12 protein-coding genes and 1 riboswitch are annotated in these 11,885 nt (G+C 59.9%); of the genes, 6 read left to right on the top strand and 6 right to left on the bottom strand.

The genetic code is table 11. The annotated features are described in order from the left end of the window. The first annotated feature begins 100 nt into the window (after window positions 1-100). From BN1115_RS12340 to BN1115_RS12330, 3 genes are all read left to right on the top strand, one after another. Window positions 101-1,774 (top strand): sensor histidine kinase, encoded by a 1,674-nt coding sequence (locus BN1115_RS12340; RefSeq protein WP_042657381.1) that lies wholly within the window; start codon window positions 101-103, stop codon window positions 1,772-1,774. 129 nt (window positions 1,775-1,903) lie between these two features. Further along, window positions 1,904-2,644 (top strand): LytR/AlgR family response regulator transcription factor, encoded by a 741-nt coding sequence (locus tag BN1115_RS12335; protein WP_042657379.1) that lies wholly within the window; start codon window positions 1,904-1,906, stop codon window positions 2,642-2,644. Between the two features lie 109 nt (window positions 2,645-2,753). After that, window positions 2,754-3,944, top strand: coding sequence for an L-lactate MFS transporter (locus BN1115_RS12330; RefSeq protein WP_042063549.1), 1,191 nt, complete (start codon window positions 2,754-2,756; stop codon window positions 3,942-3,944). Between the two features lie 73 nt (window positions 3,945-4,017). On the opposite strand, the gene BN1115_RS12325 is transcribed toward BN1115_RS12330, so the two are convergent. From BN1115_RS12325 to BN1115_RS12310, 4 genes are all read right to left on the bottom strand, one after another. After that, window positions 4,018-5,142 (bottom strand): 5-(carboxyamino)imidazole ribonucleotide synthase, encoded by a 1,125-nt coding sequence (locus BN1115_RS12325; RefSeq protein ID WP_042657378.1) that lies wholly within the window; start codon window positions 5,140-5,142, stop codon window positions 4,018-4,020. Beyond that, window positions 5,139-5,648: a 5-(carboxyamino)imidazole ribonucleotide mutase gene (purE, locus tag BN1115_RS12320; protein WP_042657377.1), complete on the bottom strand. Its 510-nt coding sequence runs from the start codon at window positions 5,646-5,648 to the stop codon at window positions 5,139-5,141. Before purE ends, BN1115_RS12325 begins: the two co-directional genes overlap by 4 nt. Before the next feature lie 63 nt (window positions 5,649-5,711). Continuing rightward, on the bottom strand, window positions 5,712-6,014 hold the full coding sequence (locus tag BN1115_RS12315) for a P-II family nitrogen regulator (protein ID WP_042657376.1): 303 nt from the start codon (window positions 6,012-6,014) through the stop codon (window positions 5,712-5,714). 4 nt (window positions 6,015-6,018) lie between these two features. Continuing rightward, on the bottom strand, window positions 6,019-6,945 hold the full coding sequence (locus BN1115_RS12310) for a sodium-dependent bicarbonate transport family permease (RefSeq protein WP_042657375.1): 927 nt from the start codon (window positions 6,943-6,945) through the stop codon (window positions 6,019-6,021). 109 nt (window positions 6,946-7,054) lie between these two features. Between BN1115_RS12310 and BN1115_RS12305 the strand changes: the two genes are divergently transcribed. The 3 genes from BN1115_RS12305 to murI all read left to right on the top strand — a co-directional run bounded on the left by BN1115_RS12305 (window position 7,055) and on the right by murI (window position 10,962). Then, the gene (locus BN1115_RS12305; protein WP_042657374.1) at window positions 7,055-7,957 is read left to right on the top strand and encodes a LysR family transcriptional regulator; all 903 of its coding nucleotides are present in this window, start codon (window positions 7,055-7,057) and stop codon (window positions 7,955-7,957) included. A 35-nt stretch (window positions 7,958-7,992) separates the two neighbouring features. After that, window positions 7,993-8,170, top strand: a riboswitch (cobalamin riboswitch). A 52-nt stretch (window positions 8,171-8,222) separates the two neighbouring features. Beyond that, window positions 8,223-10,043 (top strand): TonB-dependent receptor domain-containing protein, encoded by a 1,821-nt coding sequence (locus BN1115_RS12300; protein ID WP_042657373.1) that lies wholly within the window; start codon window positions 8,223-8,225, stop codon window positions 10,041-10,043. A 115-nt stretch (window positions 10,044-10,158) separates the two neighbouring features. Continuing rightward, the gene (murI, locus tag BN1115_RS12295) at window positions 10,159-10,962 is read left to right on the top strand and encodes a glutamate racemase (protein ID WP_042657380.1); all 804 of its coding nucleotides are present in this window, start codon (window positions 10,159-10,161) and stop codon (window positions 10,960-10,962) included. 7 nt (window positions 10,963-10,969) lie between these two features. On the opposite strand, the gene BN1115_RS12290 is transcribed toward murI, so the two are convergent. Beyond that, window positions 10,970-11,461 carry an RNA recognition motif domain-containing protein gene (locus BN1115_RS12290; protein WP_042657372.1) on the bottom strand — a complete coding sequence of 164 codons (492 nt, stop codon included), beginning with the start codon at window positions 11,459-11,461 and terminating at the stop codon, window positions 10,970-10,972. A 224-nt stretch (window positions 11,462-11,685) separates the two neighbouring features. Then, window positions 11,686-11,885: hypothetical protein (locus tag BN1115_RS22670; protein WP_042657371.1), on the bottom strand; the 200-nt coding region annotated here is incomplete at its 5' end.

Here is an 11,885-nt window from a genome sequence, read left to right as displayed (position 1 = left end):
ATCTATGTTTCCCAAATCGACGCGGTCTGAATGGAACCGTTTCACTTTGGTCATTAAGGTTAAGATGCCACTTTTCACCTTTTATTCAGGAGAGACGTCAATTTTGCTGACAGAGATGATGTTGTTGGCGGTGTTCGAACGGGCGGCGCTGATGCTGATGACCCTCTTCTTTCTGACCCGCACCCGGCCGTTCCAGCGGCTGTTTCAGAAGCGGGATCACACCCCGGCCGAGCTGGTGCTGGTGGCCTCCATCTTCTGCCTGTTTGCGGTGTTCAGTACCTATACCGGCATTCCGGTGGAGGGGGCGCTGATCAACGTGCGGATCATCGCCATCATCTCCGGCGGCATCCTGTTCGGCCCCTGGGTCGGCATTCCGGCCGGGGTTATCTCCGGCCTGCACCGCTACCTCATCGACATGGATGGCCACACCTCCATTCCTTGCCTCATCGCCAGCATCATCGCTGGTCTGCTCGCCACCTGGCTGCACCTGCGCTGCCGCAAGTCGCGGCTCTGGCTTTACGGCATTCTGGCGGGGATGCTGTGCGAAGGGCTGACCATGCTGCTGATCTGGCTGTTGACCGAACCCCATGAGGTGGGGGTGGAGATCGTCAGCCACATCGCCTATCCGATGATCGCCGGGGCGCTCTGCATCGGCCTCATCATCAAGCTGGTGCAGGATCTGGATGACGAAAAGGAGCTGATTGCCGCCAAGCAAGCCAAGCTGGCGCTCGATATCGCCAACAAGACACTGCCCTTCTTCCAGAACATCGATCGCCACTCCCTCAGTCAGGTGTGCGATGTGATCCGGCGCGACATCAGCGCCGATGCGGTGGCCATCACCGATACCCATGACGTGCTGGCCTATGTCGGGGTGGGCAAGGACTATTACGAGCTGGACGAGCACCACGCCATCAGCGGCATGACCCAGCAGGCGGTGCTGCTCGACCAGATCATCATCAACAACGATCTGCGTCAGTATCACCTCTCCGATTTCCACTCGGTCATCATTATTCCGCTGCGGGAAAACGGCGCGGTCAGCGGCACCCTCAAGATCTACTACCGCCGCACTCACAGCATCACCAGCTCGCTGCGGGAGATGGCGGTGGGTCTCTCCCAGCTCATCTCCACCCAGATGGAGGTGTCGCGCATCGAGCAACTCAAAGAGATGACCCGCAAGGCGGAGTTCACCGCGTTGCAGAGCAAGATCAACCCGCACTTCCTGTTCAATGCCCTCAACGCCATCTCGTCGCTGATCCGCATCCGACCCCAGCAGGCGCGCCAGCTCATCGCCAATCTGGCGGATTACCTGCGCTACAACCTCAACAAGGGGGATGAGCTAATCGACATTCAGGAGGAGCTGCAGCAGGTGCGCGACTACGTGGCCATCGAACAGGCCCGCTTCGGCGACAAGCTGGAGGTGGTGTTCGAGGTAGACGATGTCCACATTCAGGTGCCGAGCCTGCTGTTGCAGCCGCTGGTGGAAAACGCCATCCTGCACGGCATCCAGCCTCGCAGTGCGCCGGGTCGGGTCACCATCGAGGTGAAGCAACTGGCAGGTGGCATCCGGGTAGCGGTACGGGACACAGGTTACGGCATCAGCCAGGCGGTGATCGACGGGGTCGCCGCCGGTCGGGTGGAGAGCCGCAGCATTGGCCTGATGAACGTGCATCAGCGGGTCAAGCTGCTCTATGGCGACGGCCTGCACCTCAAGCGGCTGGAGCCGGGTACCGAAGTGAGTTTCTATCTGCCGGATCAGGAGGCAATGCCATGCTGAGTGCCATCATGGTTGAGGATAAGTGTGTGCCGCGAGAGGTGTTGTCATGCTGAAAGCGATCATTGTGGAAGACGAATGTTTGATACGGGAGGCGCTGGCCTCAACTGTGCTCCTTCAGGGGGCAATGCCATGCTGAAAGCCATCATAGTGGAAGATGAATATCTGGCCCGCGAGGAGCTGATCTATCTGGTGAACCAGCACAGCCAGATCGAGATAGTGGCGAGTTTCGAGGATGGGTTGGAGGCGTTCAAATACCTGCAGGATCACGAGGTGGATGTGGTCTTCCTCGATATCCAGATCCCCTCCATCGATGGTTTGCTGCTGGCCAAGAACCTGCACAAGTCGAGCCATCCGCCCCACATCGTCTTCGTCACCGCCTACAAGGAGTTTGCGGTGGAGGCGTTCGAGCTGGAGGCGTTCGACTATATCCTCAAGCCTTATAACGAACCGCGCATCATCAATCTGCTGCAAAAGCTCGAGCATGCGGGCAAGTCGCAGCCAGTCACCACGGAGGCGAGCGGCGAGGGGGGCAGTCCGCACAATCGCACCGTCAATCTGGTGAAGGGGGAGCGCATCATCGTCACCCCTTGCGAGCAGATCTACTACGCGGAAGCCGACGAGAAGCTCACCTATGTCTATACCCGCGATGACCGCTACGTGATGACCATGACCATCAGCGAGTTTGTCAGCCGCTTGCCTGCCGAGGGGTTCTTCCGCTGCCACCGCTCCTACTGCGTCAACATCAACAAGATCCGCGAAATTGTCCCCTGGTTCAACAGCACCTATCTCATCCGGCTCCATGATCTGCCGTTCGAGGTGCCGGTCAGTCGCAGCAACATCAAGGCGTTCCGTCAGCTGATGCGGCTCTGATTGTCATTCATTCCCGCCGATCTGCATTTCATGCCTTAATCGATCGGCGCGAGCTGCGTCTTGCCTATAGTGGCCTCAATTTCCTGAAGGCCATCGACCGAGACGCATCATGACCAAAGAGATGAATCGCACCCGGTACCTGACACTGATCGGTACCATCATCACCCAGTTCGCACTGGGTTCTGTCTACACCTGGAGTCTGTTCAACGCCCAGCTCTCCGACAAGCTGGACGAGCCGGTGAGTCAGGTGGCCTTCGCCTTCGGCCTGCTCAGCCTCTCGCTGGCGGTCGCCTCCTCCATGGCGGGCAAGCTGCAGGAGCGGTTCGGGGTGCGCAACGTGACCCTGGGGGCTGGCGTGCTGCTCGGCATCGGCTTCTTCCTCACTGCCCACGCCAGCAATCTGGCCATGCTCTACCTCTGCGCGGGCATTCTGGTCGGTTTTGCCGACGGTACCGGCTACCTGATGACCCTCTCCAACTGCGTGAAGTGGTTCCCGGAGCGCAAGGGGCTCATCTCCGCCTGCTCCATCGGGGCCTATGGTCTCGGCAGTCTCGGTTTCAAATACATCAACCTGCTGCTGCTCTCCAGCTCCGGCCTTGAGACCACCTTCCAGCTGTGGGGGCTGATCGCCATGTCCATGGTGCTGGTGGGCGGCATGCTGATGAAGGATGCGCCCAAGCAGGCCGCCTCTTTGCAACAGAGCGAGAGCCGTGACTTCACCCTGGCCGAGGCGATGCGCAAGCCGCAGTACTGGATGCTGGCGCTGATGTTCCTCACCGCCTGCATGAGCGGCCTCTACGTTATCGGCGTGGCCAAGGATATCGGCGAAAACATGGTGGGTCTGCCTGCTGTGGTGGCCGCCAACGCCGTCGCCATCATCGCCATGGCCAACCTGGGTGGTCGTCTGGTGCTGGGTATCCTCTCCGACAAGATGTCCCGCATCCGGGTCATCACCATCGCCCAGCTGATTACCCTGGCGGGCATGGTGCTGCTGCTGTTCGTGCCGCTCAACGCCAACCTGTTCTTCGTGGCGGTGGCCTGTGTGGCGTTCAGCTTCGGCGGCACCATCACCGTCTACCCCTCGCTGGTTAGCGACTTCTTCGGTCTCAACAACCTGACCAAGAACTACGGCGTCATCTATCTGGGCTTTGGTCTGGGCAGCATCATCGGCTCCATCGTGGCCTCCCTGTTTGGCGGTTTTATGGCGACCTTCAACCTGATCCTGGTGTTGTTGGTGGTGGCGCTGGTGCTCTCCCTCACCATCCGCCTGCCGGCGCCGGTAGCGGTGGAGCGGGCCTGACAAGGCTCCCAGCCACAGCAAGCAAAAACAGAGACCCGGGCCATGCCCGGGTCTCTGTATTTCGGATGGTCGATCAGCGTGGCGCTAGCCCCAGCAGCTGGCGGGCCTGACGGCAGGTCTCCTCCACCATTGGCCAGTCGTCGCCGGTTACCGTGATATGGCCCATCTTGCGGCCGGGGCGGGGTTCGCCCTTGCCGTAGAGGTGCAGATGCAGGCCGGGCAGCGCCAGCAGGGAAGCCCAGTCGGGCGTGCCGTTCTGCCAGAGATCACCCAGCAGGTTGATTAACAGGGCGGGCCGCACGGCGATCTGCTCTGGCAGCGGCAGATCGCACAGGGCGCGCACCTGCAGCTCGAACTGGCTGCATGCGGCATTGTCGAGGCTGGGGTGGCCCGAGTTGTGGGGGCGGGGCGCCAGCTCGTTGACCAGCAGTCGTCCCTTCACCAGAAAGAACTCCACCGTCAGCACCCCGACGTAATCGAGGGCTGCGATCAGCCGCTCGGCGATCGCTTTGGCCTTGCTCTCCAGTGCCGGCACATTGGCCGGGGAGCGGGTCTGATCGAGAATGCCGCCGCTGTGCCAGTTCTGCACCAGCGGCAGGGCGCTGATGGCGCCGCTCGGGCTGCGGGCCAGGGTCAGGGCAAATTCCCCCTCCAGCGCCAGCCGTTGCTCCAGCACGCAGGGCACAGCACTGGCTGCCAGCGCCGTCGCCAGCTCATCCAGATTGCTCACCTGCCACTGTCCCTTGCCGTCGTACCCTTCGCGGGCAGTCTTGAGGATGGCGGGGAAGAGTTCGCTGGCCTGTGCGGGGATGGGCTCTTCCGGCAATAGCGCCAGATAGGGGGCGATCGGGATGTTGGCCCCGCGCAGAAAGGTTTTCTCCTCGCGGCGGTCCTGACAGATGCGCACCGCACTGGCGGCTGGCCGCACCGGTTTTTGTTTTTCCAGCAGGGCCAGGGTGGCGGCGGGCACATTTTCGAACTCGCAGCTGACGGCGGCGCAACGGCTGGCCAGCTCGTGCAGGGCGGCGGTGTCGTCATAGGGGGCGACAATATGGTGATCGGCGGCGGCACCGGCGATGCTGGCGGGATCGGGGTCCAGTACCACCACCTTGTAGCCGAGACGGTGGGCGGCCATCACGAAGTAGCGGCCAAGCTGACCGCCGCCGAGCATGCCGAGGGTGGCGGGGGGCACTATCATGTCGGTTCCTCCAGTTGCAGCGCCAGTACCCGGTCGCGCTCGTGGGTGCGGAAATCGTCGAGTTGCTGCCGGTAGCGGGGGGCGTCGTCATCCCGCGCGACCGAGAGCAGGGAGACCGCAAACAGGGCGGCGTTGGCGGCCCCCGCTTCACCGATGGCGAAGGTGGCGACCGGTACCCCCTTGGGCATCTGTACGATAGAGAGCAGGGAGTCCATCCCCTTGAGATGGCGGGAGGGGATGGGCACCCCCAGCACCGGCAATGTGGTCTTGGCGGCGACCATGCCCGGCAGATGGGCGGCGCCACCGGCCCCGGCGATGATGGCGCGCAGGCCGCGCTCGCGGGCAGTGGCGGCATACTCGAACAGCAGATCCGGGGTGCGATGGGCCGAGACCACCCTAGCCTCGTAGGGCACGCCGTGTTCCTTGATGATACGGGCGGCAGCCTGCAGCACGGGCCAGTCGGAGTCGGAGCCCATTACCAGACCGATCAGGGGAGGGGTGTTCATTTTCTCTGAATCCTTGTTGTTAAACGTTTGCTTTCGGTAAACAAAAAGATCTGGCAAGCCGGCTCAGAATTTCTCGGGTCGCACGATTTCGACCGGTTGCAGAAAGGCGATCATGGCGTAGTCGGGGTAGTAGCGACTCTGCAGGTGGGCCAGCAACCGTTCCGCCTGCTCCCGGCTGCAGATCGCCTCCAGCCGGATGTTGCCGCTCTCGCTCCAGCTGGCGTTGCGCTCGCCGTGATCGCCTCGTCCGCGGGCATCCGTGATGGTGTAGCCGCGCAGTCCCTCGCGGGTGAGGGTGCGCAGCAGGGTGGGTTCCAGATTGGCTTCCGTGATGACGGTCAGCAGGGTGCGGCTCTCGGTCTGCATGTGGCTACTCCGTGAAGTGGCGGGCCCAGCTGTGGTAGAGCGGGATCCCCAGCATGATGTTGAACGGGAAGGTGATCCCCAGCACGGCGCTGAGGGACAACCCCGGGTTGGCCTGAGGCACGGCGATGCGCAGGGTGGCCGGCACAGCAATATAGGAGGCGCTGGCCGCCAGAGTCGCCAGCAGGGTCAGGCCGCCGAGGGAGAGCCCCATCAGCTGGCCAGCTACCAATCCCAGTCCCGCCGAGGCGAGCGGCATCAACAGCGCAAAGCCGAGCAAGAAGAAGCCATGCTTGCGCAAGTCCTGACACTGGCGGGCGACGATGAGGCCCATCTCCAGCAGGAACAGCGCCAGCGCCCCCTTGAACAGGTCGACAAACAGCGGTTTGAGCGGGGCAATCCCATCCGGTCCGGCCAGATAGCCGATGGCCATGCCGCCCAGCAGCAGGGTCACCCCTTTGCCGAGGAAGGTCTCGTGGGCCAGCATGCGCCAGCGGGTCTCGCGGCTGATGCCGCGGGCCAGCACTATGCCCACCAGAATGGCCGGGATCTCCATCACCGCGAGGAAGATGGAGAGCTGGGATTCAAAGCTGATGCCCCGTTCGGTGAGCCAGTTCACCCCGACCGCGAAGGTGGCAACGCTGACCGATCCGTAGTGGGCGGCAGTGGCGGCGGCATCGACCCGGTTCATCTTGAGGCGCAGCACGGCAAAGCCGAGCAGGGTTTGCAGCACACCGAGCAGGATCACCAGCGCCAGTTGCGGCAGCAGGGGCAGCAAGGATTGCTGGGCCAGACCGACGCCGCCCTTGAGGCCGATGGCCAGCAGCAGAAAGAGGGAGAGGGTGTCGTAGAGGGCAGGCGGCAGCTTGAGCTCGGAGCGTACCAGACCGGCCAGCAGACCAAACAGAAAGAAAAGAACAACAACGTCCAGCATGATGGTTCGCAGGGCAGTTCAGATAATGGTTGCATGCTAGAGCCCGCAATGTTTCGATAAAATCAGATTCTCGCTGATGGTTGTTCGGAAAAAACTGATAGGGAACGGCATGCTCAACTACAAACAGCTCTACTACTTCTGGCATGTGGCGCGCAGTGGTAGCGTGACGCAGGCCGCCGAACAGCTGCACCTCACGCCGCAGACCATCAGTGGTCAGGTGGCCGAGCTGGAGCTCTCCCTCGGGGTGGCGCTGTTCAACCGGGTGGGGCGGCGTCTGGTACTGACCGCCGCCGGACGGCAGGCGCAGGAGCAGGCAGGGGCGATTTTCTCGCTCGGCGCCGAGCTGGAGCACACCCTGCGCCACGCCAGTCAGGAGTTGACCATGCAGGTGGGGATCGCCGATTCGGTACCTCGCACCCTGGCGTTCGAGCTGCTGGCTCCCGCCATGGCGCTGGCGACCCCGCTGCGGTTGGTGTGTCACGAAGAGCGGGCCGAGCAGCTGTTCAGCGAGCTGGCCCGCCACAAGCTGGACATGGTGCTGATCGATCGCCCGCTTCCTCCCGACAGCGGTGTGCGCGGCTACAACCACGAGCTGGGACGCAGCCCGCTGGCGCTGTTTGCCAGCCCCGAGCTGGCGGCGCGGGCGCGGGATGGCTTTCCCGCCTCGTTAGAGGGGTTGCCGCTGCTGATCCCCGGAGAGAAATCGGCCACCCACGATCGGCTGCTGGAGTGGTATCGCCAGCAGGGCATTCATCCTCATCTGGTGGGGCAGTTTGATGACTCCACCCTGATGAAGTCGTTCGGCAAGGCGGGGATGGGGATCTTCCCGGCGCCGCTGGCAATGGCTGACGAAATTGGCCGTCTCTACGGGGTGGAACGGATTGCAACCCTGACCGAAGTGAGCCTCTCTTACTATCTGGTCTCGGCGGGGCGCCATCTCTCCCATCCAGGGGTGCAGGCGGTGATGGAGGGGGCCCAGCAGCGGCTGGCGGCGCTGGCTGGCAATAAATAGAAATCTGGATGGCTATACATCCAGCTTGGCTCTGCCTATAATCCTCCCGCTTTGGCGCATCATGCTTAATAGGGAATCCGGTGAGAATCCGGAGCTGGCGCGCAGCGGTAAGGGGGAACGAAGCGACATCAGGGCACTGCCGTCAGGCGGGAAGCCGTCGCCGTAGGCTATCAGCCCCCGAGCCCGAAGACCTGCCAGAGTTCGTATTTCGGGCCGAGAGAAACCGGCCACGAAGTAGATACTTACGCGAACTTAAGGATCTCTCATGTCGAAGAAATTTCTGGCGGCTGCCCTGTTGCCGACGGCGGCGTTTGCCCAAACCACCATCCCCATCAATCCAACTCTGGTGATCACTGCCAATCGCGTGGAGCAACCGGTCAGCTCGGTGCTGGCTCCCGTGGTAGTGATTGATCGCGCCGAGATTGAAGCCCGCCAGATAGACAATTTGCCGGATCTGCTAAAAACCCTGCCGGGTGTCCAGGTTACAACGCTGGGCGGGAGAGGTCATCAAAGCAGCCTTTACATCAGGGGGGCCAAAAACAAGCACTCCCTGCTGCTGGTAAATGGCCGCCCGGTCCCCACTCTGGTAACCGGTAGTAATGACCTTAGCCAGATTCCGCTAGGCAATATCGAGCGTGTTGAATATATCCGCGGGCCTCGAGCCGCCATCTATGGCTCTGACGCCATCAGTGGTGTTATCAACCTCATCACCAAAACGTCGGCAAAAAATGGCAACGAGACTCACGTTAAAGGCGGTGTTGGATCACATGGTTATGGGCTTGGGGAGCTGAGAACCGTGCAGGCACTCGGCCAGCAGACCGATATGAATATGATGATCGGCTATGAGCGTACCGATGGTTACGACGTTCGGGCACAAGATGGCTGGACGTCGCTGCAGCCAGATCGCGATGGCTTTGCCGGTTTGAACGGTCAGGTTGGCCTGAACCACAGCTTTAGTGATGCCTGGAGCGCTGATTTTAACGCTCAGGGTTTTAATAACATCACCGAGAGTGACGGTGACTATAGCGATATGAATCGGAATCAGGCTGCCCAGCTTGATGGCGGAGTGCTGTTCAAAAGCGATAGTATCTCTAGTCGCCTGGAAGCTAGCTATGGCGAAAACAAGCTAAAAACCTGGCTTGATAACAAGGGCGAATCTAGCGGCGAGCCGATTCACACTGGCTTGACGCGCCTCTCTTGGGTCAATAACTGGAACCTAATTAAAGGGGCAAATATCACGGGGGGGGCCGACTGGCAGCGGGAACAGCTGAAGTCTGATTCCCGTTCGAGTGGTCAATCATTTACTGCGCCTGACCGTGATAATACAGGGCTCTTTATGGTAGGGAGTTATGGCTGGAATCCGTTCCTGTTTGAGCTTTCCGGCAGGACCGATGACAACGAGCAATACGGTCGCCACAACACCTGGTCTGCAGCCAGCGGTTTGGATGTCGATGAGAATCATCATCTGCGACTGAGCTATGGAACGGCGTTCAAAGCACCGACCTTTATGGATCTTTACTCTCCATACTCCCCAAAAAGCGATTATCTCAAGCCAGAAGAGAGCAAGAATATTGAGCTGGGCTTATCCGGCCGCTATAGCGCCTGGGATTGGTCAACGAATCTTTATCGCAACGACATCAATGAAATGATCGACTACGGTCCAGACTATCGCCCTTACAACATCGGAGAGGTGCGACTGGGAGGTGTTGAGCTAGCCATTGGATTGGACACCGGGCCGTTCCACCACAAGGTGAGTTACGATTACACCCGCGCTCAGGATAGAAGCAAGCAAGATCGCCAGTTGGACCGGGTGGCCAAGCATAAAGGCAGCTTGATTACTGAAGTCAGTCTTGGCTCCGTTCTGTGGTCTGGCGAGATCCTTTATACCGGGGAACGGACCGATCTGGGGGCAACTAAACAGTTACCTTCTTATACCGTGTTCAATCTGGCGGCGACCTATCCGGCGACCAACGCCCTGACCCTCGGGGGGAGAATCGATAACCTCTTCGATCGTAACTATGAGGGGGCGTATGGCTACGCTGCGCCAGGAGCCGAAGCCAAGGTGACCGCAGACTATCGTTTTTAAGGTTAAAGCGCTCTGTCGTTTTAAGGAGAAAACCGAGGCCCTGCCATATGCGGGGCCTTTTCTATTGGGCACAGGCGGGAGTATGATCGCCGCCTTGCACCAAAGGGGAGGTCAAGTGGCCAATATTCTCGTGTTTGATTCCGGTATGGGTGGCTTGACCATCTATCGCGAGATCCGCCGCGTTCTGCCGGCACACAACTATTTCTACTGCTTCGACAATGCCAACTTCCCCTATGGTGAATTGAGCGAGCCCGCCCTGATTGCTGCCTGCACCCGTTTGGTTACCACCATGGTGGCCCGTCATCATATCGATCTGGTGGTGATTGCCTGCAACACGGCCAGCACCATAGCGCTGCCGGCCCTGCGTGCGGCACTGGATATTCCTGTGGTGGGGGTGGTGCCTGCCATCAAGCCCGCCGCCGCACAGACTCGCAACGGTTGCATCGGTCTGCTGGCTACGCCGGGTACGGTGAGTCGCGACTATACCCATGAACTGATCGCCCAGTTTGCTCCCGGCAAACGGGTGCTGCTCAAGGGCACCACCGAGCTGGTAATAGAAGCCGAACACAAGCTGGCGGGTTTACCGGTCAATATGGCGTTACTGCGTGAAGTGCTGGCCGACTGGCTGGAGGGGGAAGAGAAGCCGGATACGCTGGTGCTCGGTTGCACTCACTTCCCGCTACTCAATGAAGAGATTGGGCAACTGATGCCGCAATGCCAGCTGATCGACTCGGGCAGTGCCGTTGCCAAACGGGTGGCCTGGTTGCTGAGCAATGGCGGGCATGGCGCCGTGCAGCCTGTATATATAGAAGAGGTGATTGCCAGGGCTTACTGTACCCGACTGGATTGGGTGGCCCAAAAACTGACAGCCCCCTTGCAAGCATGGGGGCTGTCATCACTGGAAGAGGTAAGGTACTGACGAGCGGTTAGGCGTCAGCTTCGCTACCTTCCCTTTCCTCTTTATCACGTTTGTCATTCGCTTCACGCACCTTGAGGGTGCGCTGCTGGTACTCTTTATCATTCAACGCGGCAATCGCCTTGGCGGCATCGGCGGCGGGCATCTCCACGAAACCGAAACCTCTGCGCTTGCCGGTAGACTTGTCCTTCATCAACCGCACGGAAATGACCTGGCCCTGTTCGGCAAACAATTCGCGCACTGCAATCTCGTTGGCGCGATAGGGCAGGTTGCCTACATATAAGGTGCAAGTCTCCTGATTGGCGATCGACTCGGCGACATTAGCCGGGGTTCGCTTCAGGAACAGCGGTACCACGAAACCGCCGATGGCCAGACCTGCTGCAAAAATCACTTCCGCTTTCAAAGAGAACTGCAGGGCCTGGGCAACCAGGTAGCCAACCACTGCCAATACCAGAGCAAGGATTGCGGCCTGCATATAGACGGGAAACTTGGATAAATTCATCTTAAAAGACCTTTTGTAAATGAAAGCAAAAAAGGTGCAACACTATATTCACCTCCATGGTAACCAGCTTTCCTGATTGGCGCTACCATGGACCACTCGGGAGAGGTTATCGGCTCCAGTATGGCATTCCCAAGGTCACTGAAGGCGACATAAATGACGCTGAAAAGGGAGTGAAATAACCGGATTGTGGATAACACTGTATATATACACTGAATAAGCTGTTTCTAATTGAATAATTTGAAATTTTCGTGATTTTCTTCAAAAAAAGCCTTGTCATCGCGGCCTCGCTCCCTATAATGCGCCCCTACCAGCACGGCGGAACACGCCGGACTGATGAGCCAGCTTCCTTGCGAAGTGGGCGCCGAAAGAAAAGCGAAAACAATCGCTTGACTTTCGAAGTGAGAAGCGTAATATGCGCCTCCTC

It is taken from the genome of Aeromonas allosaccharophila (genome assembly GCF_000819685.1).
Lineage (GTDB): Bacteria > Pseudomonadota > Gammaproteobacteria > Enterobacterales > Aeromonadaceae > Aeromonas > Aeromonas allosaccharophila.
The sequence above is the reverse complement of the archived record's forward strand: the minus strand, read 5'-3'. Positions and strand labels throughout refer to the sequence as shown.